We start from the raw sequence: 24993 nt of genomic DNA, 5'->3' as shown, positions 1-24993 counted from the left end.
CTCAGGCCACGCGCTTCAGGGCCGGAGGCGCCGCCGGCTTCGCGCCGGGCGGCGGCAGCGCCGCGTCTGGGGCGTCGAGGGGTTCGAGGGCGCCGTATTGCGCCTCCTCCGCCCCGCGCCGCCGCCGGAGATACCAGAAGCCGCCCCCCGCCAGGGCCAGGACGCCCCCGACCCCCGCCACCGCGAGCGCGGCACCGAGCCACCCCGAGCCCTGGTCCTGGGCCTCCGCCTGGAGCGGCCGGAGGATGGCCTCCCGGTCGGGCGAGGGCCGTTCCACCGGCACGAAGACGACCGCGATCTTCTCGTAGTTCAGCCCCTCGATGCTGTTGGCCACCAGCATCTTGATCTGCGGAAGGAGCGCCTTCACCGGGGCGGCCTGGTCGTAGCGGATGAAGACCGAGGCGGAGGAGGGCGTCGCATCCTGCTTGAGCAGATCGTTCTTGGGCAGGACCACGTGGATCCGCGCCGAGAGCACCCCGTCGATGTCGGAGACGGTCTTCGACAGCTCCTGGCTCAGGGCGTAGATGTAGCGCGCCCGTTCCTCGGTCGGCGACGCGATGAGGCCGCCCCCCTTGAACACCTCCCCCAGGGTGGCGAAGGTCTGGTGCGGGTAGCCGCCCGCCTTCAGGATCTCGACCGCGTGCGCGAAGCGGGCCTGATCGACCTGCACGGTGCTCGTGCCGTCCTTCACGGCGACCCGGGCCGCATCGATGCCCCGGTCGAGGAGCAGGGCGACCATCTCGTTCGCCTCGCGCTCCGAGAGCTTGGTGTAGAGGTCGGTCTTGCAGCCCCCGAGCGCCAGCGCCGCCAGGAGCGCGACGCCGCGCAACCACCGGCCGCGCCGGGTCGGGCGAGGGCCCGCCGGGGATGGGATCGACGGCGCTCCGGTGCGGTCGGTCGTCGTCATCGGGACGCGGTCAGCCCTGGGACAGCAGCTTGTTGAGGGAGCCGGTGAAGCTGCCCGTGGTCTTTGTGACCACGGAGACCTGCACCACGTGGCTGCTGACCTGCCGGAGCTGGTTCAGCATGTCGGTGAAGTCGGCGGGCCGGAACCCGTCCGGTTGCCCCCCGGAAGGTCCGGCGCCCGCCGGCCCTTCCGCCGGCGCGGGACGCAGCTGGATCGCCGCCGGCCCCGGCTCGACCCGCGCGACCTGCGGCGCCTGCCCGTACCCGAAGGCGGATGCCGCCGGGCCGGCGCCCTTCGTGGCCGCATCGCCCTTCTGCACCGCGTTCAGCCGGTCGAGCACCCGGTCCCCGATCGAGGGCTCGCTCCGGCGCGGCCTGGCGTTGACCTCCGCCGCGGCCGGGGCGCGCGGCGGCGCCTCGGCCGGGCCGCCGGGGCCGGCCGGGCGCGTCTCGGGCACCGCCCCGGCACCCGCCGGGCGCAGGCTCTCGAAGGATTGGGCCGCATCCGCGCCATGCCCGCCGAAGCCGGCCGCACCGGGGGCGGACGGAACCATGCCGGCCCCGCCGAGACTGGGTGCAATCGCCTCGATCGCCATGCCGCACGCCTCCGCCTGATCTGAACCACCGAACGGATCGTCCGCCGCCGGTCCCGTGGGTGAGGCTAGGGGCCCAAGCTGACCGGAACCTGACGGGCGGCGCCCGTCAGCGAAGCGTTGCATTCCTGGCCTAGGCCGGATTTCCCTGCCGCGGCGGCCCGCTCGACAACGAACGGCCGTTGTCACAATGACCTCGCGCCACCGGTCAGGTGCGAGCATGCCGGCGGGGCGCCGGTCGGGCCGCCGGGCATCCGGTCGGCAAGGTCATCCGGGCGGTAGGGCGGCAGGGAGCGTTCTGGGCATGACACGATCCGACCGGTTCGGCCGCGGTTTCACCGCCTGCGCCGTGGTCCTCGGGAGCATGGCCGTCGGCGGGCTCGGCTGCGCCGCCGCCCCGCTGCGGCTGCCCAATACGGTCTACCGCTATACGGTGATCGATCAGGATCTCGCCGCCGCGCTCCAGGAATTCGGCGCCAACCTGAACCTCAAGGTCAGCATCAGCCCCGAAGTGAAGGGGCAGATCCAGGGGCGGATGCCCGAGGGTTCGCCGCAGGCGTTCCTCGACCGGCTCGCCGGGACCTACAATCTGGAATGGTATTACGACGGCAGCCTTCTCTCCATCACCTCGGCGAGGGAGACCAGGACGCAGCTGCTCGTGTTGGGCCAGGTCCGCTACGAGGCGCTGACGGGCGCCCTCGATTCGCTCCGAATCAGCGATCCGCGCTTCCCGGTGCGGCCCACGCCGGGCAAGGGCGTGGCGATGGTGTCGGGACCGCCGCGCTACGTCGCGCTGGTGGAGCAGACGCTCGCGGGCCTCGCGGCCGAGGAGCAGGCCCGGCCGAAGCCGTCGCAACCGCGGGAAGCCCTCCCCGCCAAGCTCCAGCCGCTCACGGTGTTCAGGGGAAGCCAGACGACGGTGATCCGCGACGACCGGCCCGGATCGACCGTCGAGCCCGGGGCGGACGCGCCCCCGCGCCCGGATGGCGCGGCCCGTCGCTGAAGAGCCCGAATGGGCGACGGCTGGCGCGCGGCCTCGTCAGGTTCTCGACAGGTGAACTTCCTAGGGTCCCGACCAGTGGCGATGCCCACCCGCCCCCCGGTGCGAACCGGGCGGCGCGTGGGCGGAGCCACCGGGTCAACAGGGCCCGTTCGGATGCGGCATCCGGCGCGTCCCGACGATCCCTGGAACGCCCCTCACGAACCGGTCGGACGGGTCGTCAGCTTCGGCTGCCGCCACCCCCGCCCTCAACAGGAGCAACCGATGTCTGGTGCGATCGGGAACCCCGCGGGCGGTGCCGTCGGCGGCGCGACCGGACACGCCGCTGACGCGGCCGAGAAAGCTGAACGGAACGCCAAGGCCTTCGGAAAGATCCTCGACAATATGGCCATGTCGATCGTCACCGCCAGCGACGACGACTCGGAAGAATCGATGGCGGATTTCGACGAAGAGTCCGAATAGTTCCACCGATGGAGCAAGCATCACATCTCGACGCGTCACCACAGGCGAATCGGGTAGATCGACCCTAATCCTCCAATCTATTCGTTGAAAAAAAGGATATAGACATGGCTTCGAGCGTCGGACAGGCAGGCGAATCATACCTCCAGAATCAGGCGAGCGGCGCGACCATCAGCAGCACCGGGGACGACTTCGCGAAGAACCTCGCGGCGCTGGAGGAGGTGAGCCGCGAACAGCAGAGGAAGCAGATCGAAATGCGCAAGGTCGCGGCCATCCTCGGAACCGAGCAGGCCGCCGCCAAGAAGGAAGCCTCGCAGTAAGCGGGTTCGGCCGGGGGCGTCGCGGCGCCCCCCGCACGGCCTCCGTCCCGGACCTCATCCGGTCGGGGACGGAGGCATCCTCGGCCGTGGACGGCCGGGGGCGCAAGAACCGCGAAAGGACGTGAGAGAGCCGTGGCGCGCGCAACCGAAACCGCAACTCCCGAGACGCTTTCATCGTCGCATACGGTCGAGGTCGGAAGCGGGCTGTACCGGGGGGTGATCCAGGATATCGGCGAGGGCCGGTACGTGATCGGCAGCGACGAAGGCGCCGACCTCGTGCTCATGGAGCCCGGCCTCGCACCCCGCCACGCCGCCATCGTGCTGCGCGGGGCGACGGCGCGGGTGGAGGGTCTGGCGGAGGGAGTCTCCATCTCCGGCGTGGGGCCGGTGCCGCCCGGCTCGGCGCGGACCGTCCGGTTGCCGGCCTCCATCGCGATCGGCGGAATCGAGACGGCGTGGCGGGAGCGGGACGCCGCGGGCGCCGACATCCCCGCGGGCGCCGACCTCCCCGCAAGCGACGCCGTCCGCGCGGGCGACGGTCCCCTCGGGCGGCTGCGCCGACGGTTCGGCCACGCCGCTTTGCCCAGCGTCGCGACCGGCGGGCTGCTCGCGCTGTCCCTCATCTTCGCCTTCCCCGGGCCGATCGCCGATGCGGCGGTCCCGGCGGACGTGTCGGCCGGGGATGAGATCCCGCGGATCCGCGCCGCCGCCCCGGCCATGCCGCAATCCGCCCCTCCGGCCGGTCCGAAGCCGGCCGGGAGGCCCGGGGACGCCGCCGCCCCGGATCGCCCCCGCCCGGCGCTCGTCCCCCCACCCCGGCCGGAAACCGCCATCGGCGCGGCCGCCGCCGACCTGCAGCGCCAGGCGCGCGAGGCAGGCCTCGTCGCCGTGCGCATCGACGCCGGCAGCGGCGCGGTCACGGCGAGCGGCTCCGTCGAGCCCGCCCTTTCGGGCCGGTGGGAGAGCCTGCAGCGGTCGTTCGACGAGCGATTCCTCGGCGAGGTCGCCCTGGTGAACAGCGTCGCCGTCAAGACCGAAAAGCTGCCCGCCTCGCTCAGCATCGAAGGCGTCTGGCGGGGCAGCGATCCCTACATCATGCTGCACGGGCAGCGCTATTTCGTCGGCGCGATCGTCGATGGCGGCTGGGCGATCCATTCCATCGAGCAGGACCGGGTGATGCTCGAGCACCAGGGTCGACTCGTGGCGATGCGCTTCTGATCGGATCGCGGTGCCGGCCGAAAAGCTTCGAGGACCCGACATGGCCCGTCTGCCGCGCCGCTCCGCCCTCCCGCCGGGGACGGCCGGACCGGGCAAGCCCGATGGAACGGAACGGATCCCCGGCCCGGGCAGGGGCAGGGCGGCGCCGGCCTTCGACCCGGGATCGATCGTCGGCCGGGGCGGTGTCCGCGACGACCGTCCCCCCCTGGCGCCGGGCGAGGACGTCCCCTTCGACGCCGCCGTCGATGCGGTGTTGGCGGCGGGGGGCATCGACGCCGTCACCCGCCTCAGCCTGAGCGAGGCCCAGCGCGCGGTCGCCGGGGGCGGCGCAGAGCAGGGCGCGGAGGGGCTCGAAGGCGCCAACCTCTCGCACACGCTGTTCCGATTCGTGATGCCACGGCTGCGCCACCCCGAGGTGCTGCGCGCCGAACGGCACAGGACGTTGCTCGAAGGGCTCGCGGACGGCCTCGCGGGCCAGCCGGACGACGGCATCGCCCTGGCGGGGGCGCGGGTCATCCACAGGGAACTGCACCGGCTCGCCCTCCTGCGCACCGCCCGCAACGCGCTGGTCCAGGACTAGGCCGATGTCCCTCGCCCCGATCGCGCGGCGCCTCGACGGCGCCCCCGGCCCCCCGGCGAAGGCGGATTCGCCGGCCGAGCACGGCCGCCCGCTGATCACCCGCGAGCAGCGGGACCTGCTCTGCGCGATGGCCTACACGGCCCTCGGCGTGGGCGATGCCGAGCAGGCGGTCACCTTGCTGAGCCTCGTCCTGCGGGAGGCCCCCGCCGACACCGAGGTGCTGCGCCTCCTCGCCTACGCCCTGGTCCGCAGCGGGAGCGGCGGCCAAGCCCTCGCCGCCCTCGACCGCCTCGCTGAGCTGGAGGCCGGCGCGGCGGCGCCCCCGCTCATGCTGCTGCGCAGCCAAGCCCTGCGCCTCGCGGGCCGGCTGGAGGAGGGGCGGGCGCTGTTCCGCGCCTTCGTGGCGGAACGCCGGTCGGAGGAGCCCCGCCGATGATCGCCGCCACCGCGTCGTTCCTCCGGCGGCTGCCGGCCAGCCCGGACGTGGCGATCGCCCTCGTCGTGATCCTCGCGATCGCGATGATGGTCCTGCCGATGCCGCATATCGTGGTGGACACGCTGATCGGGTTCAACCTCGGCTTCGCCGTGCTGCTGCTGATGGTGGCGCTCTACATGCTGAGCCCGCTGGAATTCTCGTCGCTGCCGGGCATCATCCTGATCTCGACCGTGTTCCGGCTCTCGCTGACGATCACCACGGCGCGGCTGATCCTCGCGGAGGGCGAAGCCGGCGACATCATCCGCACCTTCGGCGAGTTCGTGATCTCGGGGAACCTGATCGTCGGCCTCGTTATCTTCCTGATCATCACGCTGGTGCAGTTCATCGTGATCTCGAAGGGGGCGGAGCGCGTGGCCGAGGTCGGCGCCCGCTTCACCCTGGACGCGCTGCCCGGAAAGCAGATGGCGATCGACGCCGAATTGCGGAACGGCGACATCGATCAGGCCCAGGCCCGCGCCCGCCGGGCGACGCTGGAGCGTGAGAGCCAGCTCTACGGCGCCATGGACGGCGCGATGAAGTTCGTGAAAGGCGATTCCATCGCGGGGCTGGTGGTGATCGCCGTCAACCTGATCGGCGGCTTGGCCATCGGCACGCTCACCCGCGGCATGCCGGTGTCGGAGGCCCTGCACGAATACGCCCTGCTCTCGATCGGCGACGCCCTGATCGCGCAGATCCCGGCGCTGCTGCTCTCGCTCACCGCGGGAACGATCGTCACGCGCGTCACCGGCGGGCGGAACATCGCCCTCGGCCGGGACATCGCCGAGCAGCTGACGGCCGACCCCCGCGCCCTGCGGCTCTCCGCGGCCGTGCTGCTCGGGATGGCCGCGATTCCGGGCTTTCCGATGCCGGTCTTCCTCATCCTCGCGGCCGCCTTCGCGGCGGGGAGCTTCGCCTCCCCCCGGCGCAAGGAGGCCCCGGCCGACGAGGGCACAGGGACCGAGGAGGCCGCCCGCCCCGCCAAGCCCGCCCTGCCGGTGGAGGTGGTGCCAGTGATGCTCACCCTCGCGCCCGGCCTCACCGGGCAGATCGACACGGCGGCCCTCGCCAAGGCGATCGCCCGCCTGCGCGCCCAGGTCTCCACCGACCTCGGCGTGGCGATCCCCGAAGTGGGCTCGACCTTCGATCCGGCCCTGTCCGACGGCGATTTCCGCATCGACGTCGAGGGCGTGCCGGTCGAAAGCGGCCACATCCTCCCCGACCAGCTGCTGCTCGACGACGACTTCGCCAACCTCGAGCTGTCCGGCGTCCCCTACACCCGGGAGGCCGGGGCCGACGCGCCGGTCTGGATCGAGGCGGCGCGGCGGGCGAGCCTCGATGAAGCCGGAATCGGCTACCTCGATGCGGCGGGGGTGATCGGCACGCGCCTGCGCCAGGTGCTGATGCGGCACACCGGCCGGTTCGTGGGCATCCAGGAGACGCGCACCCTCCTCGCCGCCATGGAAGCGAGCTACGGCGACCTCGTGAAGGAGGCGCTGCGCGCGGTGCCGGTGCCGCGGGTCGCCGAGGTGATTCGGCGGCTGCTGGAGGAGGGCATCCCCGTGCGCAACACGCGGCTGCTGCTGGAAGCCCTCGCCGAATGGGGCGAGCGTGAAGCCAACCCGCGCCTGCTCGCCGAATACGTGCGAACCGGCCTCAAGCGCCAGATCTGCCACCGGCACGCGAACCCGCACAAGGTGGTGGCCGCCTACGTCTTCGAGCGCGAGGCCGAGGAGACGATTCGCGCCGCGGTGCGCGACACGGCGGTCGGCCCCTATCTGGTGCTGGAGGACCATGCCTCGGAGGCCCTGCTCACGCAGGTGCGCGAGCTCGTCCAGAAGGCGGGCCGGCGCATCGGCGAGAGCGAGGCCGGGCGCCCGGTCCTCGTCACCGCCATGGACATCCGCCGCTTCGTGCGCGGCTTCCTGTTCCGCAACGGGATCGACATGACGGTCCTGTCGTATCAGGACCTCGCCGAGGAGTTCTCCATCCGGCCGGTGGGCACGATCAGCCTCGCGCGCGCCCACGCCGCGAGGGAGGCGGCCCGCTTCCAGGGCCAGCAGGCACCGCCGCAGGAGACCCTGGCCGCCGCGGAGTGACGCGCCCGACGCGCGGGGGACGCCGTGGGGGCCTCGGGCTGGGGCGCCCCGCGATATCTGGCGGGACGGGTCGGGCGGAACGGATCGCCCGCCGTCATCCGACCCCGTCTCTGCGAGCGCGGCGAGGCGATCCAGGGAGGCGCGATATCCTGAGACCTCCCGTCACCCCGGGTCGCTCCCCTCGCGAGGGCGGAGGGCGGCGCGGACGTCTCGGTCGAACCGTCAGGCTGCGCTGCCTTCCGCCTTGGCGAACTGCGTCATGCTCAGGGCGAGGGCGGCCGCGAGGATCGCCACCCGCGCTTCCGGCTTCGGGGCGGGGACGAGGCCTGCGGCGATGACCGGAATGCGCGTTCTGGCCGCCCCGTGCCTGGACGACATGGCCACCGCCACCTGCGCCGCCAGCAGCACGGCGTTCGGAACCTCGTCCGACGCGTCGTCCTCGGCCTCGAGCACGTAACCGGTCCCGCGCAGGGTGCGGATCTTCGCGGTGGCGCCGGCACCCTGGAGATGGCCGCGCAGGCGGTAGATCCCGACCTCGATGGCGTTCGAGGACACGTCGTCCTCGAAGCTGTACAGGCCCTCTTCGAGGACGTTCTTCGTGACGGTCTTCCCGGCCCGCCGGATCAGCATCTCCAGGACGCAGGTCTCCCGGCGCGGCATCCGGAGCGGCCTGCCCGCCACGCGGACCTCCCGGGTCGCCGGGTCGAACGCGATGTTGCCCGCCCGCAGGACCAGATCCAGGGTCGAGGCCGGGCGGCGCAGGACGGCCCGGATGCGGGCCACCAGCTCGTCCAACGGGATCGGCTTGGGGATGTAGTCGTCCGCGCCGGCGTTCAGACCCTCCACCCGGTGCTCGACCGTTCCCAGCGTGGCGCTGAGAATCAGGATCGGCGCGGTGCTCCCCGCCCGGCGGCGCTCCCGCACCCAATCCAGGCCATCGCCATCCGGCAGCAGGCGTTCGGTGAGAATCACATCGTATTGAGCAACGCCCACCGCATCACGGGCTTCCCCCAGTGTCGTGACGTGATCGGCCACGAAATATTCGCTCCGCAACGCACCCATTATTGACTTTGCAAAAGCAAAATCTGGGTCGACGATTAGTACTCGCATGGAGAAATCGCCTAACTTACGGTTGCAACGAGATGGTACGGATCACATTAGCGCGACCACATTTTCAGACACTCGGATCGATTGCAACTGATTCTTAAGACATACTCTGTGGGCCTCAGGAATACGCCGAAACATCTCGGGACTCGCGCGGCACCGGGGGGACTCGTCCGGAGCGATTGGGCGCGGCGTGGGACGCCCGGCGCTCCGCGGTGGGACGCCATGCCGACGACAAAAAGGGCGAGACGGCATCGCCGTCCCGCCCTCGCGGTCACGCCGGAGCGTGCCCGGACGTGTTCTGTCGTTCCGCTTCCGGAGCCCCCCGGGCGGATCAGGTGGCCGTCGCTTCCACCGCCTTGATGGTGTCCTGCGTGACTTTTCTGCCGTCGACGGTTTCCCAGTTGCCGGCGCGCTCGTAGATCGTGGTCGCCCCATCGTCCTTCTGCTGGTCGAGGACGACGCCGTTCTGCGACTGGACGACTTTCAGGTTGTTCTTGCCGTCGGCATCGCCGGCGAGACCCGTGACCTCGAAGGCGTTGTCGCCATTGGTGATCGTGAGGCTCGATGACAGGGTCTCGCCGTTGCCGGCCGGCACCGTATCGACCGTGATCTTCGTTCCGTCGTCGAGCTGGAAGGTCAGTGCCTTCTTGAAATTGAAATCGTTGACGTTGTCGGCGCCGATATCGACGTGGGGATCACCCCACACCCTGATCTTCCGGCTGTCCTTGAGGCTCGAAATCTCGAAAGACTGGTCCGACTCGTTCAGCTTGATCGAGTAGGCATCGCCCAGCCGGAGCAAAGGCTGACCGTTGTTGTCTTCCTTCTTCCAAACCGTCCCTTTCGGCTCGGACATGGTCAGGGTGCTGCCGCTTTTGGCGCTCGCCACCGCTTTCGTCATGAGGTTCGCGATGTCGTCGAGCATGACGTTCTTGGTGTTCTCGTCCAGCACCGATCCGGAGATCAGGCTGGCGAGCTGCTTGAAGCCGCTGACGAGGCCCTTCGGGGTGGCCGCCGCCTTGGCTCCCGTTCCGTCGCTGGCCTCGCTCGGCACCGTGCTCGGCTGAGAAGCCTGAAAGCTGTCGGCGAACTTGCCGAGGGCGGCGCTTTTTTCCGCCGGGCTCCGGCTGCTCTTCATGGCGCTGGCCAGCATGTTGTCGCTGGGAAGGGAGAAATCGGGCACCGCGACGTGGAGCGCATCCAGGAACGTCTGTGCGGCAAGCGCCACGTCGGTCCGAGAGGTGGCGGACGAAGTCAGGGTCGTGTTGCTGAGGCTGTTCGTATTGACGCCAGCAGACATGAAAATCCTCCGATCGATATGCCCTGAGAAGCCGCCTGAGATCAGGGCCGCATCCACCTGCGCTCCCCGGCGGCCGGAACCGATGGCGACCGAGTCGCCCTGAACACATTCAACCGGGGACGAGGGGTAGGATCCCGAGCTGTCGCGAACCTGACGAACGGGCGGCACTCGTGCGGGCCCGGAGCGGGTTTCCACAGATGCCGCTGGCGTTCCCGCCCAAAAACTCTTCCGGGACAACGGGATCGGGCGGCCGCCTCCCGCCGCGCTCCACGGTGAACAGCGCGCCCGAGCCCCCATGCCGGATGGATCCGGCGCGAAGCCCCGGCCGCCCGGTGGCGGCCGGGCGTTCAGGGGGCGCGGTGCGGACCGTGGGGCGGGGTGTCCCCATCCCCGTCCGGCTCGGCCTCGTCGTCCGGCACGGGATCGCGCTGGCGGCGCCAGCCGAAGATAGCCAGGACCGCCCACCAGCCGCTGCCCGACATCCCGCGCCGTCGGCGGCGGCGGTGCAGGTCGTGGGGGTCGCCTGTGAAGGGCAGGGACAGGCCCCCCGGCCCGCCCGCGCCCCAGGCAGACCCCGCCATGGCCCCCCCATCATCGGCAGAGGAACGGCGACGGCGGTCCCCCCCGCGGGCGAATGCGCCGTCCCGGCGGGGCGGTCAGCCCCTCGGGTCGGCGGCAGTCCGGCTGCGGTGCGACCAGCCGGCGGGGTCGTCTCCGTGCCCTCCGGTGAGCCGCCCGGAGGGGCCGGCGCGGCGGGGTGGTCCGCCCCGCCGGCCGCAGGGTTTTCGGCAGGGGCGCGGCGGGGCGACGGAGTCACCTCCGTGCCCTCCGGCGAATCGCCTGGAGACGCCGGCGCGGCGGGGAGGTCCGCCCCGCCGGCCGCAGGATTTTCGGCGGGGGCGCGGCTGGCCGATGGGGTCGGCTCCGTGCCCTCCGGCGAATCGCCTGGAGACGCCGGCCCGGCGGGGAGGTCTGCTCCACCTGCTGCGGGGTTTTCGATGGGAGCGCGGCCGGGCGACGGGGACGCCTCCGTGCCCTCCGGTGAGCCGCCCGGAGGAGCCGGCACGGCGGGGAGGTCCGCCCCGCCGGCCGCGGGGTTTTCGGCGGGGGCGCGGCCGGGCGACGGGGGAGCCTCCGTGCCCTCCGGCGAATCGCCCGGAGGGGCCGGCGTGGCGGGGAGGTCCACCCCACCGGCCGAAGGGGGCTCCGGCGCGGCCGGGGGGCGCTCCTGCCCCGGGGGGACCGAATTCGCGGCCTGCAGGACCGGTGCCCGCTCTTCCGCCGCCCCGCCCTCACGGACCGGCTCCGGGACGCGGCCGGGGGCAGGGGCGCCCGTCGGTGCCGGTCGCTCGGGGGGACGGTCCGGGGCCTCCTCCCGCGGCGGCGCCGCGCCTGCCCCCGATGCGACGGCGAGCCCCTGCGGGTCCGCCCCCCGGGCCGCCTGGGCCGCCACCATCCCGTCCCCGGCGGGGGGCGGCGCCCCTTGGGGGAGGGGGCCGCCCGGCGCGGCCGTTCCATCGCCGGGGGAGGGCCGTGCGTCCGCGATCCGCTCGCGCGTCGGGGCGGCTCGGGACGGCCCCTCGGACCCTCCGGACGCCTCCGGCCTCGTTGGGTTCAGACGCAGGACCGAGGCGAGGATGGCGCTCAGCTCCACGCTGCCGAAGGCCATCGGCCCGCCCGCAGCCGCCGCGATACCGGCATGGGGATCGGGGGGCGGACTCGGCCGGATACCGGGTTCCGGCACCGCACCGAGCCCCCCACCCTTCGCGTGCATGGCCCCGGCGAGGCTGGCCCCGGCGTGCATGGCCCCGGCATGGCTGGCATCGGGGTGGTTGGCATCGGCGGGGCGGTGGGTCGAGGCGTGGGTACGGGCCGCCTCGTCCTTCGGGTCGGCCGCGCCGAGCAGGCCGAGCCACGGCCCGTGTTTGCGCGTCCTGCCGTCGGCGGCCGACTCGTGCGGATCGGGGGACGGTCGCTCCGCACCGGCATTCGTCCTGATCGGGAGCGTCATCGCCCGCATCCTGCCGCACCGGCGGAAGGATGCACGCCCGACCTGACGACAATCTGTCCGGATATGAATGCAATTCTTCGTAGAATTTACGTTCTAGTCACACGCATTCGTGGAATTACCATGGAATTCACCGGACCCATCCGTGCGATTACATGGGTACAGCCGAAGACGTGATCGATATGTCACTCCCCCCGGGCGCGAGTGCCTTATGGTCCGCGGCGGACGGACTGCGTTCGAATCGACAGGACGCACCGGCCCTCGGGGGCGACGCCCGCGCGGCTCGCCCGAACCGACATGTGGTGACCCTCCTTGGCAAAGCGGATGTTCGGAGCGAGGACCAGACGGCGGGTGGTGGGGGCGGCCCTGGGGTGGGTGGCCCTCGCCCTGGCGGCACCCGTTGCCGCCGCCGAACCCTCGGGGCCCGGCCAGCCGCCGCCGTACGATCCCGGCTCGGTGGCGATCTCGATCCGGGTGCACCCGAAGGCGGAGCCCCCCCCGGAATCCGGGGCGGGCGCGCACCCCGAGCCGGCCCCGGCGGCGGCGGAGACCGGCGCCGGCCCCAAGGCGGCGGCTGCGGCGGCGGCGGCCGATCCGGGTCAGGCGTCGAGGGGGCCCGCCACGGCGGCGCGCGGGGACCTGATCCTCAACGTGTCGCGGGGGCAGACCCTGCGGCTCAACCGCCCGGCGACGTCGATCTTCATCGCGGATCCGACCATCGCCGACATCCAGGCGCCCTCGAACCAGGTCGTCTTCGTGTTCGGCAAGAAGCCCGGCCGCACGAGCCTGTTCGCCCTGGACGCCGCGGGCGATCCGGTCGCCGAATACGGCGTGGCGGTGACCCAGCCGATCGAGGAGCTGCGCACGCTGCTCCGCAACGAGATCGGCGACTACCGCATCAGCGTCACCTACACCCCGGGCGGGGCGGCGCTCAGCGGCTCCCTGCCGAACGCCGCCCTGGTGGAATCCGCCAAGGCGATCACCGCCCAGTTCCTCGGCCAGGGGGCGACCGTGACGAACCGCCTGCGGGTCACCGGCGCGCTCCAGGTCAACCTCCAGGTGCGCGTGGCGGAGGTCCGCCGCAGCGTGCTCAAGGAGTTCGGCATCAACATCAACGCCAACACCCGCGCCGGCCCCGCGGGCTTCACCGTCGTCTCGGGGGGCAGGGTCGGCATGGCGCAGACCACGGGCCGCACGAACTCGGTGGGCGTCAGCTACTCGGACGGCGTCAACAGCGTCTCGGCCACCCTGGATGCCCTGGCCGAGGCCGGGCTCGTCTCGATCCTGGCCGAGCCGAACCTCACCGCGATCTCGGGCGAGAAGGCGAGCTTCGTCGCGGGCGGCGAATTCCCGATCCCCATCGCCCAGGCCCTCGGGCAGACCTCCATCCAGTTCCGGCGCTTCGGGGCGAGCCTCGAATTCCAGCCGACGGTGCTGTCGAACAACCTCATCAACATCCACGTCCGGCCGGAGGTCAGCGAACTCACCGCCGCCAACGGCGTGGCGATGAACGGGGTCAACGTGCCGGGGCTGACCACGCGCTCGGCCGACACGGTCGTGGAGCTCGCGAGCGGCCAGAGTTTCGCCATCGGCGGGCTGATCCGCAAGAACTTCACGACGAACATCGGCAGCATGCCGGGGCTCGGCGACATCCCGATCCTCGGCGCCCTGTTCCGCTCCAGCGCCTTCCAGAAGGAGGAGACCGAGCTCGTGATCATCGTCACGCCCTACATCGTGCGGGCCACGGCCTCGCCTCAGTCCCTCGACGCCCCCACCGACCGGATCGCGCCGCCGACCGATGCCGGGCGCGTCCTCCTCAACGCGCAGACGAAGGCGCCGTCCGGCCGCAGGGCGCCGCGGAAGGGATCGGTGGGGCTCACGGGCGATGCCGGGCTCGGCGTCGAATGAGCCCGCGGCGTCCGATGCCGGCGCGGCGGCTCCTGGCGGGGATCGCCCTCGCGGCGCTGGCGGCCTGCACCCCCGCCGCGCCGCCGCCGGCCCTCGCAGGCCCCCCGCCGCCGACGTTCGGCGACGGCCAGGAGGTCCGCGTCGAGGGCGAGCCGGTGCGTCTCCTCGTGGGGCGCGGGGGCCTGCCCCTCCGCCGCCTCGCCGTCGTCCTGGGGGAGGTCAGCCGCGGGCGGATCGATGCCCTGCATCTCGAACTCCACGGGCGGGATCGCTCCGTCCTGCGTGCCGTCGCGGCGGAGGCGCGCCGGGCCGGCGTCGATCCGCTGAAGATCCAGGTCGTGCCGGGGCCCGCCCCGTTCGGCGCGGTGGAGGTCCTGGCGACCCGCTTCGTCGCCGTGGCGCCCCTCTGCCCGTCGCTGGCCATCATCGACCCCTCGGTCAACGACAACGACTTCGAGCCGACCCTCGGCTGCTCCAACCGCCGCAACCTCGCGGCGATGGTCAACGACCCCGCCGACCTGCACGGGAACGATGCGGTCGTCCCCGCCGACGGCGCCCGTGCGAGCCTCGCCATCGCGCGCTACCGTACCACCCCCCCCGGCGGCCCCGGCTTCGGCCAGGGGGTGATCGACCCCGGCGCGGCCGGGCATTGACCGGCCGGCCCCGGCGTTGACCCGCCCGCGAGCGGGGCTGTACCCATCGGGCCGGCATCCACGTCGGCGGACGATGCCCGAACGGAGGGACCATCCATGCGTGTCAGTGCCCGAATCGTGCTGCTGTGCCTCTCGCCGCTCCTGGCCGGAGCCGCCGCCGCGGAGGACTTCACCGCCGGTTCGCTGAAGATCGGCCATCCCTGGTCGCGGGCGACCCCCAACGGGGCCAAGGTCGCGGGCGGCTATCTCAGCGTCACCAACACCGGCACCGAGCCCGACACCCTGACCGGCGGGACCTTCGACGAGGCCGGCAGCGTCGAGATCCATTCCATGACGATGGAGGGGGGCGTGATGAAGATGGCCCCCGTGGAGAACGGGCTCGTCGTCAAGCCGGGGGAGACGGTGGCGCTCAAGCCGGGCGGCTTCCACCTGATGTTCCTCGGCCTCAAGGACCCGCTGAAGAAGGGCGCGACCGTGAAGGGCACCCTGACCTTCGCCAAGGCCGGCGCCGTGCCGGTGGCCTTCACGGTGGAAAGCCTCGCCGCCAAGGCGCCGGGGGACGGCGCCCTGGAGACCGAGCACGGCGCGTCCCACCATCATTGAGGCGCCGGGAGGGCCAGCCCTTCCGCCGACGCGGGGCCGAGCCCCGCGTCGGGGCGCGAAGAATCAGCCCGCCCCGCAGCCGGCCCGGAGGGCATGAAGTTTTGCAACCTACAGTATAGTCATACCAAGATATACAATCTATCTGTGGGAATAGTCTCGAAACGATTGTCCGAATATGGTGTTGGCGCCGGCAGAGCGCTGCGGTAGAGCGCGGTCAGCCCCTCGCCACCCCGCCGATTCGGAGCATTCGCAGCGATGGTCGAACCGGACTCCGTCCGCCCCGGCATCTTCGTCGCCACGCCGGCCTACGGCGCCGCCTGCTACATGCCCTACGTCTCCGGCCTGCTCTCCCTGCAGAAGGCCTGCACCGAGGCCGGGATCGGCTTCGACTATTTCTACGTGAGCGGCACGGCCCTGCTGCACGAGCAGCGCAACGTGGCGGCGGCGGCCTTCATGCACCACAGCGACCTGTCGCACCTGCTGTTCCTGGATGCCGATCTCGGCTTCGAGGGGGCCGACATCGTGCGCATGTTCGCCGCGCAGCAGGATGTGGTCCTCGGCCCCTATCCGGCCAAGCACATCAACTGGCAGGCGGTGGTCGACGCGGCCCGCCGGCAGCCGGATCTCGCGCCCCACGAGGTCGCCCTGTACATGGCCGATTACAGCGCGATCTTCTACGGGCTGGACGGCCGGGAGGCCTTCGTCGCGGACGGGCTCAATGAGATCCACGCCGGCGGCGCGGGGCTGATGCTGCTCTCCCGCACGGCGCTCGCGGCGCTGGAGGAGGCCTATCCGGCGGCCCGATCCACGCTCCCCGCCCCTTACGGGCACCTCGTGCCGAACGTCGACATCATGGTCGAGTACTTCGCCTTCGACCGGGAGCCCGACGGGCGGCTGCTGTCGGAGGACCTGACCTTCTGCAAGCGGTGGCGGGAGATCGGCGGCCGGATCTACGCGGCGCCCTGGGTGCGGGCGACCCATGTCGGCCCGTTCTACTTCCGGGGCGAGTTGCCCTTGCTCCTCTCGGCGAACCGGTCCGCGAGTTCCCCGGCCGCCGGTGAGGCGGCGCCGGAGCCCGTCGTCCCGGCCCCCGTGCCGGGGGAGGGGGCAGGGCGGGTCGCCGCGGAGCGTGGACCCGCCGCCGGCCGCTAGAGCATTTTCCGCCGAAGTGGATGCCGGTTCGGCGTAAGAAAATGCGGGAAAGGCAAGGGATTAGACCATTTTCTGTGATCCTTGGATGACAGAAGAAGGACTAGCGGGGCTCGACGGGGACGACGTCGGCGCGGTCGAAGCCGCCGAAGCGGTAGACGAGGGCGGAGAGGAGCCACGCGCCCGCGAACAGGCCGACGATGCCGAAGCCGAGCATGCCGAAATGGTCGTTCACGGCACCGATCCCGCTCCAGAAGCGTCCCTCCAGGCCGAGCTTGTCGCCGATGAGGTTCAGGGCCTCCAGCGTCCCCACCCCCAGGGCGACCACCACCGAGATCGCCGTGATGGTGAGGTTGTAGAACAGCCGCCGCATCGGCCGGACATAGGCCCAGCTGTAGGCGCCGAGCATTAGCACGCCGTCGGCGGTGTCGATCAACGCCATGCCCGCGGTGAACAGGGCCGGGAAGACGAGGATCGACCACGGGTCGGCCCCCCGGCTCGCCTCGGCCGCCGAAAGGCCGAACAGGCTCACCTCCGTGGCGGTGTCGAAGCCCAAGGCGAAGAGGAAGCCCAGCGGGTACATGTGCCAGGAGCGGGTGACGAGGCGGAACAGCGGGCGCAGCAGGCGGGCGAGGAAGCCCTGGCCGGCGAGCACGCCGTCGAGGTCTGCCTCCACGTAGCGCCCGGTGCGGCGCACCTGCCGGAGGCTGCGCCAGACGCCGGCCAGCACCACGAGGTTCACGAGGCCGATCAGCACGAGGAACCCGGCCGAGACGCCGGTACCGATCAGGTTGCCGATCTGCCGGAACTCCTCGGAGGCGGTGAGCAGGCTCGTCGTGGCCAGGGCCACCGCCGCGGCGGCGGCCACCACGACGGTGGAGTGCCCGAGGGCGAACCACAGCCCCACCGAGACCGGGCGCTGCCCGGCCTGCATCAGCTTGCGGGTGACGTTGTCGATGGCGGCGATGTGGTCGGGATCGACCGCGTGGCGCAGGCCGAAGACGTAGGCGAGCAGGGCCGTCGAGAGGAGGGCGGGGCGGCCGGCGAAGGCGCTCCAGGCCCAGAGCCACGCCCCGGCATTGCCGGCGACCAGCAGCACCGCCAGCAGGCCCAGCCGCCGCCGGACGCGGCGGGGCGCAGGCGCGTCGCTCGGGGCGGCGGTCGTCACGGGGGGGATGTGTTCCACTGTCACGCGTCGTGGCTGAGGGAGGCGGCCCCGGCATCGGCGCCGTGCAGGTGGGGCGCCTGGACCGCGGCGGCCCTCTGCGCCGCCCGAAGGTAGCGGCGGTTCGTGCCGGGTCCAGGGGAGAAGTCCCGCCCCGCCTCCGCCGCGCGCTTGGCCGCCACCAGCGCCGGGTCACCGAAGGCGTCCAGGAGGCGCTGGAAGGCGTCGTGCCGCACCCGCCGGAAGGGGATCGTCCGCCCCAGGGCATCCTTGCAGGGATGGGGCGGGTGCAGGGCGCCGCAGGGCACCAGGCCCGCCGGGATCGGCGCCGTGGCGGCGTGCGTGCGGCGGGCGCGCAGGATCTGCGGCAGGATATGGGTCCGGGGGGCGGTGGGGTCCGGCTCCGCCACCGGGCCGAACACCTCGATCCGTCCGACGCGCGTGACGAAGACCCGGTGCGGACCGGCCGCGGCCAGGAGGTCCCCGAGGGGATTGCCGGCGGCGAAGAGCGCCCGGCCGACCCCGGCGCGCAGGGCGGCCAGCAGGGCCGGGTCGGCGGTGCGGATGCAGGCATCGGCCGCCCGCAGGCCGAGCCCGAGATCGAACAGGATCCCCCCGCGATCCCGCCCCCGGGCGGCCCCACCGTCGGGCCCGAGTTCCGTGAGGACGCCCCGGCCCGCCATGGCGCAGTCCGCCTCCGGCAGGCACAGGGCGACGGCGTGGCTCCAGCCGGTGGCGAACGCCGTTTCATAGGCGAGGGGGCGAAGGCCAGGGGGCGGCGCCAGGGCGATCGCCCCGCGCCCCGTCACGGCCCCGCACCGCCCGCCCTCCGGCGGGGCGACGGCCTCGTCCCGGTCCCGGCGGAACGTGGCGAGGGCGCCGAAGCTGCCGAGGCTCCAGGCGGCCTCGGGATCCCCCAGGGCGGCCCGCAGGAGGGAGCCGACGGCCCCGTCGCCGAAACCCGTCTCAGCCCCGCCCATCGCCACCCCCGTCACGCCCGCCGGGGCATCCTGGCGCCGGACGGATGCCGGGCGCGGCCCGCCCCGGCCGGGGGCGGATCCCCGCTCGGTCACGATCCCCCGGGCGCGGACGGGGACGCCGGCCCCGCCGGGCGGCAGGATACCACACACGGCGGGAGCCGCCGGCCCGGGGCGGTCGGGCCGAGGTCCGCCTCTAGGCCACGGCGCCGCCCGGGGCGGCGGTCTCGGCGTCGAGGTCGCGGTCCTTGGTCTCCGGCAGGAGCAGGGCCGCCAGGGTGCCCACGAGGCTGAAGGCGGCGAGGTAGTAGGCCGGCGCGAGGCGGTCCCCGGTGGTGGTGACCAGCCAGTTGATCACGAAGTTGGTGCTGCCGCCGAAGACCGAGACGGAGAGGGCGTAGACCAGGGCGAGGCCGGTGCTGCGCACCGAGCGCGGCAGGGCCTCCGGGATGCCGACGATGATGGCGGCGGCGTTGATGGAGGACAGGGCCGAGAGCAGAAAGGTCACCGCGTAGACGGCGGCCGGCCCCGGCGCCCGGAGCAGCCACACGAAGGCCGGCACCGCCAGGACGAGGATCGCCGCCCGCGGCCAGATCATCACCGGACGGCGGCCGTAGCGGTCGGCGAGCCAGCCGCCGAGGAGGGGGAAGACCACCGAGGCGAGGCCCAGGGCGATCGGGACGGCGGTGGCGGCCGTCTCGCTGAGGCCCAGCGTCGCCCCGGCATAGACCGGCATGTTGGTCCCCACGGCGTTCGAGACGGTGGAGGCGGCGATGACGAGGAAGGTCACGCCGAGCAGCCGCCCGTGCTCCCGCAGGAGCCGGCCGACGACCGCCCGGGCGGAGCCCGCGGCCTTCGGATCCTCGCCCTCGCCCGCCGTCTCGGGGAGGTGGCTGCGGATGATGAGGCCGACCGGGACGACGGTGAGGCCGAGGAGGAACATGACCCGCCAGCCCCAGGCCGCCATGGCGGCCTCCCCGAGGGTGAGGGCGAGGAGGGTGGAGATCAGCCCCGCCAGCAGGGCGGCGCAGCCCTGGCTGGCGATCTGCCAGCTCGCCACGAAGCCGCGGTGGCGCGGCGGCGCGGCCTCGAGGAGATAGGCCGTCGAGGGGCCGACCTCGCCCCCCAGGGCGAGGCCCTGGATCAACCGCCCGGCGATGACGATGGCCTGCGCCCAGCCCCCGATCTGCGCGTAGCCGGGGCACACGGCCAGGATCAGCATGCCGATCGCCATCAGGGCGATGGTGAGGAGCATGGCGGGCTTGCGCCCGGCGCGGTCGGCGAGGGCGCCGATCACCGCCCCGCCGATGGGGCGCATGACGTAGCCGACCCCGAACAGGGCCAGGGAGGCGAGCAGGCTGTGGCTGGCGTCCGAGGAGGGGAAGAACGCCTCGCCGATCGGCTTCGCGAAGAAGGCGTAGACGGTGAAATCATAGAATTCGAGGGCGTTGCCGAGGACGACCGCGCCGACCGATTTCCGGTCGAGGGCGTGAAGCGCCGGGGCGGCGGGCTTGGCCATGTCCATTCCGTTCGAGGCTCCGGCCCGTGCCGCGCGAGGCCGCTGCGACCGGCCCCCCGACGACCGGGGTCGGCCCGACTTAGCGCGCGTGCGGGAGAAGGGGAGGGCGGCCCCGATCCCGGCCCTTCGCGATGGCCGACAAGAAGCGCACGGTGAGGCTGGACAGGCGCCTCGGCACTCACTATACCCCCGCCGTCCGCCGCCGCCGCACTCGGCACGCGAGGATGCCCAGGTAGCTCAGTTGGTAGAGCATGCGACTGAAAATCGCAGTGTCGGTGGTTCGATTCCGCCCCTGGGCACCATTCTTCTGAGCAGCGCTTTCGCCTCGGAAATCCAATCCCCTCCACGATGACGCTGAAGCGGCCGCGCCACGCAGCGCGCTGTTCGCCCCGCGTCCCGCCGCCGGTCTGCGGCCCCGTCCCGTCTGGCCGCCGGCCCATCGCCACGCCCCGACCGGCGCGGTCGAGGCCGGCGCCCTTCACGGTCACGCGACGAAGCGGCCTCGCCTCCGTGGGGAGCGCGAGGCCGCGGAGGCGGGGTCTCAGACGGCGGGGGACATCACCGAGGCCGAGGCGGGGCGCCGGTCCAGCACCGAGACCACGAAGGCGGTCAGGAACGCCAGCGGCATCGTGACGATGGTGGGCGGATCGAGGGGGAAGATCGGCGCGGCGTTGCCGAGCACCTTCACCCAGACCGGCGGCCCGAGGACCGTCAGGAGGACGGCGCCGACGAGGCCCGTCACGCCCCCCGCGATCGCCCCGCGGGTGGTCAGCCCGCCCCAGTAGAGGGCCAGGATCAGCAGCGGCAGGGTCGAGCTGCAGCTCACCGCGTAGGCGAGGCTGATCATGTAGGCGACGTTCTGGGTCTGGAAGGCGATGCCGAGCAGCACCGACAGGACGCCGAGGGCGACGGTGGCGAGCCGCGAGGCCCGGATCTCGCTGCGCTCGCTCGCCCGGCCCCGGCCGAGGATGCGGGCGTAGAGGTCGTGCGAGACCGCCGAGGCCCCGGTCAGCGTCAGCCCCGCGACCACCGCCAGGATCGTGGCGAAGGCCACCGCGGAGACGAGGCCCATGAGCGTGTCGCCGCCCAGGGCGTGGGACAGGTGGACGGTGGCCATGTTGCCGCCGCCGCGGATGCCGCCCTTGGGGTCGAGATAGGCCGGATCCCCGCCGACGATGGCCAGCGCCCCGAACCCGATCACGAAGATGAGGGCGAAGAAGCCGCTCTGGCACATCACGGCCCAGAACACCGACACGCGGGCCGCACGGGTGTCCGGGACGGTGAAGAAGCGCATCAGCACGTGCGGCAGGCCCGCCGCCCCGAGCATCAGGGTCATGCCCAGCGAGATCGACTGCCAGACGCTGCCCGAATAGACCTGGGGCATCATGATGGCGGCGTGCTTCGGATGCACCGCGATGGCCCGGGCGACGAGGCTGTCGTAATCGAAGCCGAACCGCGCCAGCACGAGCAGGGTGATCGCGACGCCGGCCGTGAGCAGCAGCGCCGCCTTGACGATCTGCACCCATGTCGTCGCCACCATGCCGCCGAACATCACGTAGCAGATCATCAGCGCGCCCACGAGGATCTGCGCGTAGAGGTAGTCGAGCCCGAACAGCAGCCGGATCAGCTGCCCCGCCCCGACCATCTGGGCGATGAGGTAGAACATCACGATGATGAGCGTCGCGATGGCGGTGAAGATGCGGATCGGCGTCTCCGACAGGCGCGTCGCCAGCACGTCGGCCACCGTGTAGCGGCCGAGCTTCCGCAGCCGCTCCGCCACCAGGAACACCACGAAGGGCAGGCCGGTGGCGTAGCCGACGGCGAAGATCAGCCCGTCGAACCCCGAGGAGCAGATCAGCCCGGCGAGGCCGAGCAGCGCGCCGGCCGAGATCATGTCGCCCGCGAGCGCGATACCGTTCTGGAAGCCCGAGATCTGGCCCCCCGCCGCGTAGAACTGGTCCGCCGAATGGGCGCGCCGCGCCGCCCAGTAGGTGATGCCCAGCGTCACGAGGACGATGCCGACGAACATCCCGATCGCCGCGGCGTTGAGGCCGCCGCCGCCGGAATCGCCGGCCAGCGCCGGGGCGGTGGCGCCCAGGAGCAGCAGGGTGGCGAGTATGGACCTTGGCATGGTGTCGGCCTCCTCAGCGCGCGGTGAGACGGTTGGCGAGCAGGACGTAGAGCCCCGTCAGGACCATGGTGGACAGGATGGCGGCGAGCCCGCCGACGGTGCCGACCGTCACGGCCATCCCGGGCGCGAGCGGCCGCGTCATGGTGGCGGGCGACACGATGAAGGTGCCGACGAAGGTGCCGTAGATCAGGGTCTGGACGAGGGCCATGGTCCAGCCGAGGCGGGCTTGGGGCAGATCGTTCTTCGCCACTTCGGCGACTATTCGGTCGGCTGACATCGGTCGATCTCCGGCGCTGGGGGAACAATCACGGGCCTGCCGGTCACTCGGCGGCGTTCGCGGCGGCATCGGCGACCACCCGGCCGAAGCCGTTGTTGACGCGGCTGCGCTGATACTTGTTGAGCCAGGTGCTGAACTGGACCGGCAGCATGTCGTAGGGGCGCGCCTCGCCCAGGACCATCGCCGCGTAGACGGGCCAATGGGGGTTGGCGAGCATCGGCCGGCCGAGCATCACGAGGTCGACCTGCCCCTCCTTGACGATCGCCTCGGCGAAGACGGGGTCGGCGAGGTTCCAGTTCGCGGCGGTGAGGACGCCCGCCTCCTCCCGGATGCGCTGCGCCGCCGGGACCATGAAGCCCTCCTCGTCCCACGGGGTCTGGGCGCGGCCCGAGTTGCCGCCGAAGGAGACGTCCACGAGGTCGAGGCCCCGGGGGGCGAGCAGCCGGGCGAGCTCCACCGATTCGTCGATGGTCTGGCCGCCGGGGGCGAACTCGGTGACGCCGAACCGCATGGAGAGGGGCAGCCGCTCGGGCCATTCCGCGCGCACGGCCTCGAAGACCTCGACGAGCAACCGGCTGCGCCCGGCGAAATCGCCGCCGTATGCGTCGGTGCGCCGGTTGGCGAGCGGCGAGAAGAAGCTCGACAGCAGGAAGCCGTGCGCACAGTGGATCTCCAGCCACTCGAAGCCGGCCTCCCGCGCCCGGCGCGCGGCCTCGGCGTACTGGCGCGTCACCGTCGCGATGTCCTCGTGGGTCATGGCGCGGGGGACCCGCGGCATGGCCCCGCCGAAGGCCTCGGCGGAGGGGCCGATCATCTCCCACGCGTCGGGATGGTCCTCCGGCAGATGGCCGCCGCCCTTCCACGGCGGCTCGACGCAGCCCCGCCGGCCCGTATGCCCGAGCTGGATGCCGGGGACCGCCCCGACGGACGAGACGAAGCGGGCGATGCGGGCCAGGGCCTCGCCCTGCGCGTCGTTCCAGATGCCGGCGCATTGCGTGGACATCCGGCCCTCCGGCGCCACCGCCGCCTGCTCCACCACCACGAGCGCGGCCCCGCCGGCCGCCTTCGAGCCGAGATGCGCGAGGTGCCAATCGTTCACGAGGCCGTCCGGCGACGAGAACTGCGTCATCGGCGAGACCGCGATGCGGTTGCGCAGGGTGACGTCGCGAACCCGCAGTTCGCTGAACAGTGAGGACATGGTCCGCGGTCTCCCCACCCGCCCCGTCCCGCCAAGCATCCTGCCGGAGACGCGAGCGCTGTGCTCGAAAATCAGCCAATACTGTCGAGGAACAGGCAGCTGAATGCCTGCCTGTTTCCCGCCGATGACTTGTTCGAGCGCTAGACTGCCGTTAGCCTTTCAAAGCTTTCTTCCAGATTCACGCCGGGTTCGAACAGATTCCGGACATCGTGGGGCGGGGAGGCGCCGCCGGGGCGTGTCAGTGAGACCGAGGACATGACGGGCACGACGATGCGGACGCGTGACATCGGCTCCTGGCCGAAGAACATCGCGCTGGCCCGCAGCACGGGCCGCGGCTGGCGGGACATCCATGCCCAGCACGTCGCCGTGGAGCCCTGGACGGGGACGCTCGACCCGGTCGGCAACCCCTGCCTCGGCTACTGCGTCAACCGTCCCGCGCAGATCCACCGCCGCATCGGGCGGGGCGGCGCCACCGAGACGAGCACCCTGCGCCCGCGCCAGTTCCACCTGATCCCGGCCCACGACGAGAGCGAGTGGCAGAGGCGGGGGCGCTCCGAGATGCTGGCGATGCACCTCCGCCAGGGACTGATCGACGAGACCGCGGGCCAGATGTGGAGCGCGGCCGCCCCGCGGGTCGAACTCGACGTTCCGCTGGGCACGGCCGACCCGCTCCTGGAGCAGCTGGCGCTGTCGATCCTGGAGATCATGCGGGAGGAGCCCGACCCCTCCTCGGCGCTCTACGTCGATGAGCTGGTCCACGCCATGGTCGTGCGCCTCGTCCGCCGCTACACGGCCAACGGCCGCTCATCGCGGATGGGGCCGGACCGGGAGGTGCTGGATCGGGGCGAGTTGGGGCGCGTCCGCGACCTGATCGAGGCGCGGCTCGCGGAGGACCTGTCCCTCGAACTCATCGCCCGCGAGGTCGGCGTATCCCCGCGCTCCCTGTCCCGTGCCTGCCTCCGGCAATGGGGCACGACGGTCCACCAATACGTGCTGTCCCGTCGGGTGGAGCGGGCCAAGACGATGCTGCTCTCGACCGACCTCGCCATCACCTCGATCGCGCTGGATACGGGCTTCTCGAGCCAGAGCCACCTCGCGACGGCGTTTCGCCGCCTCACCGGGCTCACTCCCAAGGGCTACCGGCTCGGCGGGCAGGCATGAGCGCCTGAAGTCGCCCACAATCCCGGGCGCCCGGCCGCCGGAGGACCGGGGCGCCGCCCGGCGGCCGGGTCAGTCCCGGGTGATTTCCAGCAGGGGCGCGTCGGCGGTGAAGACCACGCCCCGGGGGCGGTAGTCGATCTCGGCGGTCCCGCCGATCTCCCGGGCCAGGGCGCGCTCGATCATCCGCGAGCCG

Annotated in this window: 23 protein-coding genes and 1 tRNA gene; 13 read left to right on the top strand and 11 right to left on the bottom strand. The window is 72.3% G+C overall.

The window, feature by feature from the left end; translation table 11 throughout:
- Position 1 precedes the first annotated feature (1 nt).
- Together sctJ and MKK53_RS11415 are read right to left on the bottom strand one after the other, a co-directional pair.
- Positions 2–907, bottom strand: coding sequence for a type III secretion system inner membrane ring lipoprotein SctJ (gene sctJ, locus MKK53_RS11420; protein WP_409564312.1), 906 nt, complete (start codon positions 905–907; stop codon positions 2–4).
- Between the two features lie 10 nt (positions 908–917).
- A complete protein-coding gene (locus tag MKK53_RS11415) occupies positions 918–1502 on the bottom strand; it encodes a nodulation protein NolB (RefSeq protein WP_243928819.1) in 585 nt (194 codons plus the stop codon).
- 301 nt (positions 1503–1803) lie between these two features.
- Between MKK53_RS11415 and MKK53_RS11410 the strand changes: the two genes are divergently transcribed.
- The 7 genes from MKK53_RS11410 (at position 1804) to sctV (ending at position 7647) form a co-directional block, all read left to right on the top strand.
- Entirely contained in the window at positions 1804–2502 is a 699-nt protein-coding gene (locus tag MKK53_RS11410; RefSeq protein ID WP_243928818.1) for a nodulation protein NolW, read from the top strand.
- 261 nt (positions 2503–2763) lie between these two features.
- Complete coding sequence (locus MKK53_RS11405; RefSeq protein ID WP_243928817.1) at positions 2764–2961, top strand: hypothetical protein; 198 nt, start codon at positions 2764–2766, stop codon at positions 2959–2961.
- Positions 2962–3065: 104 nt separating this feature from the next.
- A complete protein-coding gene (locus MKK53_RS11400) occupies positions 3066–3278 on the top strand; it encodes a hypothetical protein (protein ID WP_243928816.1) in 213 nt (70 codons plus the stop codon).
- Positions 3279–3410: 132 nt separating this feature from the next.
- Positions 3411–4496, top strand: coding sequence for a hypothetical protein (locus tag MKK53_RS11395; RefSeq protein WP_243928815.1), 1086 nt, complete (start codon positions 3411–3413; stop codon positions 4494–4496).
- Between the two features lie 40 nt (positions 4497–4536).
- Positions 4537–5076: a hypothetical protein gene (locus MKK53_RS11390; RefSeq protein ID WP_243928814.1), complete on the top strand. Its 540-nt coding sequence runs from the start codon at positions 4537–4539 to the stop codon at positions 5074–5076.
- A gap of 4 nt (positions 5077–5080) precedes the next feature.
- A complete protein-coding gene (locus MKK53_RS11385; protein WP_243928813.1) occupies positions 5081–5512 on the top strand; it encodes a tetratricopeptide repeat protein in 432 nt (143 codons plus the stop codon).
- Positions 5509–7647, top strand: a complete 2139-nt coding sequence (sctV, locus tag MKK53_RS11380; protein WP_243928812.1) for a type III secretion system export apparatus subunit SctV — start codon at positions 5509–5511, stop codon at positions 7645–7647. Before MKK53_RS11385 ends, sctV begins: the two co-directional genes overlap by 4 nt.
- Before the next feature lie 222 nt (positions 7648–7869).
- On the opposite strand, the gene MKK53_RS11375 is transcribed toward sctV, so the two are convergent.
- The 3 genes from MKK53_RS11375 to MKK53_RS11365 form a co-directional block, all read right to left on the bottom strand.
- A complete protein-coding gene (locus MKK53_RS11375; RefSeq protein ID WP_279598969.1) occupies positions 7870–8757 on the bottom strand; it encodes a response regulator transcription factor in 888 nt (295 codons plus the stop codon).
- Between the two features lie 328 nt (positions 8758–9085).
- Positions 9086–10108 carry a DUF1521 domain-containing protein gene (locus MKK53_RS25570; RefSeq protein WP_243928810.1) on the bottom strand — a complete coding sequence of 341 codons (1023 nt, stop codon included), beginning with the start codon at positions 10106–10108 and terminating at the stop codon, positions 9086–9088.
- Between the two features lie 290 nt (positions 10109–10398).
- Positions 10399–10632: a hypothetical protein gene (locus MKK53_RS11365; RefSeq protein ID WP_243928809.1), complete on the bottom strand. Its 234-nt coding sequence runs from the start codon at positions 10630–10632 to the stop codon at positions 10399–10401.
- Between the two features lie 1751 nt (positions 10633–12383).
- On the opposite strand from MKK53_RS11365, the gene MKK53_RS11360 reads away from it, so the two are divergent.
- From MKK53_RS11360 to MKK53_RS11345, 4 genes are all read left to right on the top strand, one after another.
- Complete coding sequence (locus MKK53_RS11360) at positions 12384–13967, top strand: type II and III secretion system protein family protein (RefSeq protein WP_243928808.1); 1584 nt, start codon at positions 12384–12386, stop codon at positions 13965–13967.
- Positions 13964–14620: a CpaD family pilus assembly lipoprotein gene (locus tag MKK53_RS11355; protein WP_243928807.1), complete on the top strand. Its 657-nt coding sequence runs from the start codon at positions 13964–13966 to the stop codon at positions 14618–14620. The genes MKK53_RS11360 and MKK53_RS11355 overlap by 4 nt, the downstream gene beginning before the upstream one ends.
- Before the next feature lie 96 nt (positions 14621–14716).
- Positions 14717–15223, top strand: a complete 507-nt coding sequence (locus tag MKK53_RS11350; protein ID WP_243928806.1) for a copper chaperone PCu(A)C — start codon at positions 14717–14719, stop codon at positions 15221–15223.
- Between the two features lie 255 nt (positions 15224–15478).
- Positions 15479–16375, top strand: coding sequence for a hypothetical protein (locus tag MKK53_RS11345; protein WP_243928805.1), 897 nt, complete (start codon positions 15479–15481; stop codon positions 16373–16375).
- A gap of 100 nt (positions 16376–16475) precedes the next feature.
- Here MKK53_RS11345 and MKK53_RS11340 read toward each other — a convergent pair whose 3' ends face one another.
- From MKK53_RS11340 to MKK53_RS11330, 3 genes are all read right to left on the bottom strand, one after another.
- Positions 16476–17540, bottom strand: coding sequence for a HoxN/HupN/NixA family nickel/cobalt transporter (locus MKK53_RS11340; protein WP_243928804.1), 1065 nt, complete (start codon positions 17538–17540; stop codon positions 16476–16478).
- Between the two features lie 20 nt (positions 17541–17560).
- Positions 17561–18517 (bottom strand): DUF6925 family protein, encoded by a 957-nt coding sequence (locus MKK53_RS11335; protein WP_243928987.1) that lies wholly within the window; start codon positions 18515–18517, stop codon positions 17561–17563.
- A gap of 193 nt (positions 18518–18710) precedes the next feature.
- A complete protein-coding gene (locus tag MKK53_RS11330; protein WP_243928803.1) occupies positions 18711–20033 on the bottom strand; it encodes an MFS transporter in 1323 nt (440 codons plus the stop codon).
- A 226-nt stretch (positions 20034–20259) separates the two neighbouring features.
- On the opposite strand from MKK53_RS11330, the gene MKK53_RS11325 reads away from it, so the two are divergent.
- Positions 20260–20335: transfer RNA gene (locus MKK53_RS11325), tRNA-Phe, on the top strand.
- Between the two features lie 239 nt (positions 20336–20574).
- Here MKK53_RS11325 and MKK53_RS11320 read toward each other — a convergent pair.
- The 3 genes from MKK53_RS11320 to MKK53_RS11310 form a co-directional block, all read right to left on the bottom strand.
- A complete protein-coding gene (locus MKK53_RS11320; RefSeq protein ID WP_243928802.1) occupies positions 20575–22164 on the bottom strand; it encodes a sodium:solute symporter family transporter in 1590 nt (529 codons plus the stop codon).
- 13 nt (positions 22165–22177) lie between these two features.
- Positions 22178–22414: a DUF485 domain-containing protein gene (locus tag MKK53_RS11315; RefSeq protein WP_243928801.1), complete on the bottom strand. Its 237-nt coding sequence runs from the start codon at positions 22412–22414 to the stop codon at positions 22178–22180.
- Positions 22415–22484: 70 nt separating this feature from the next.
- The gene (locus MKK53_RS11310) at positions 22485–23639 is read right to left on the bottom strand and encodes an NADH:flavin oxidoreductase/NADH oxidase (RefSeq protein WP_243928800.1); all 1155 of its coding nucleotides are present in this window, start codon (positions 23637–23639) and stop codon (positions 22485–22487) included.
- 255 nt (positions 23640–23894) lie between these two features.
- Between MKK53_RS11310 and MKK53_RS11305 the strand changes: the two genes are divergently transcribed.
- On the top strand, positions 23895–24800 hold the full coding sequence (locus tag MKK53_RS11305) for a helix-turn-helix domain-containing protein (protein WP_243928799.1): 906 nt from the start codon (positions 23895–23897) through the stop codon (positions 24798–24800).
- Positions 24801–24993 lie beyond the last annotated feature (193 nt).

Source organism: Methylobacterium sp. J-076 (assembly GCF_022829405.1).
GTDB lineage: Bacteria > Pseudomonadota > Alphaproteobacteria > Rhizobiales > Beijerinckiaceae > Methylobacterium.
This window is presented reverse-complemented; position numbering and strand designations above follow the sequence as displayed.

What these genes read in the sequence shown, in the direction of transcription:
- sctJ (WP_409564312.1), bottom strand. Translation starts at nt 907, where the DNA reads ATGACGACGACCGACCGCACCGGAGCGCCGTCGATCCCATCCCCGGCG.
- MKK53_RS11415 (WP_243928819.1), bottom strand. Translation starts at nt 1,502, where the DNA reads ATGGCGATCGAGGCGATTGCACCCAGTCTCGGCGGGGCCGGCATGGTT.
- MKK53_RS11410 (WP_243928818.1), top strand. Translation starts at nt 1,804, where the DNA reads ATGACACGATCCGACCGGTTCGGCCGCGGTTTCACCGCCTGCGCCGTG.
- MKK53_RS11405 (WP_243928817.1), top strand. Translation starts at nt 2,764, where the DNA reads ATGTCTGGTGCGATCGGGAACCCCGCGGGCGGTGCCGTCGGCGGCGCG.
- MKK53_RS11400 (WP_243928816.1), top strand. Translation starts at nt 3,066, where the DNA reads ATGGCTTCGAGCGTCGGACAGGCAGGCGAATCATACCTCCAGAATCAG.
- MKK53_RS11390 (WP_243928814.1), top strand. Translation starts at nt 4,537, where the DNA reads ATGGCCCGTCTGCCGCGCCGCTCCGCCCTCCCGCCGGGGACGGCCGGA.
- MKK53_RS11385 (WP_243928813.1), top strand. Translation starts at nt 5,081, where the DNA reads ATGTCCCTCGCCCCGATCGCGCGGCGCCTCGACGGCGCCCCCGGCCCC.
- sctV (WP_243928812.1), top strand. Translation starts at nt 5,509, where the DNA reads ATGATCGCCGCCACCGCGTCGTTCCTCCGGCGGCTGCCGGCCAGCCCG.
- MKK53_RS11375 (WP_279598969.1), bottom strand. Translation starts at nt 8,757, where the DNA reads ATGCGAGTACTAATCGTCGACCCAGATTTTGCTTTTGCAAAGTCAATA.
- MKK53_RS11365 (WP_243928809.1), bottom strand. Translation starts at nt 10,632, where the DNA reads ATGGCGGGGTCTGCCTGGGGCGCGGGCGGGCCGGGGGGCCTGTCCCTG.
- MKK53_RS11360 (WP_243928808.1), top strand. Translation starts at nt 12,384, where the DNA reads ATGTTCGGAGCGAGGACCAGACGGCGGGTGGTGGGGGCGGCCCTGGGG.
- MKK53_RS11355 (WP_243928807.1), top strand. Translation starts at nt 13,964, where the DNA reads ATGAGCCCGCGGCGTCCGATGCCGGCGCGGCGGCTCCTGGCGGGGATC.
- MKK53_RS11350 (WP_243928806.1), top strand. Translation starts at nt 14,717, where the DNA reads ATGCGTGTCAGTGCCCGAATCGTGCTGCTGTGCCTCTCGCCGCTCCTG.
- MKK53_RS11345 (WP_243928805.1), top strand. Translation starts at nt 15,479, where the DNA reads ATGGTCGAACCGGACTCCGTCCGCCCCGGCATCTTCGTCGCCACGCCG.
- MKK53_RS11335 (WP_243928987.1), bottom strand. Translation starts at nt 18,517, where the DNA reads ATGGGCGGGGCTGAGACGGGTTTCGGCGACGGGGCCGTCGGCTCCCTC.
- MKK53_RS11330 (WP_243928803.1), bottom strand. Translation starts at nt 20,033, where the DNA reads ATGGCCAAGCCCGCCGCCCCGGCGCTTCACGCCCTCGACCGGAAATCG.
- MKK53_RS11320 (WP_243928802.1), bottom strand. Translation starts at nt 22,164, where the DNA reads ATGCCAAGGTCCATACTCGCCACCCTGCTGCTCCTGGGCGCCACCGCC.
- MKK53_RS11310 (WP_243928800.1), bottom strand. Translation starts at nt 23,639, where the DNA reads ATGTCCTCACTGTTCAGCGAACTGCGGGTTCGCGACGTCACCCTGCGC.
- MKK53_RS11305 (WP_243928799.1), top strand. Translation starts at nt 23,895, where the DNA reads ATGACGGGCACGACGATGCGGACGCGTGACATCGGCTCCTGGCCGAAG.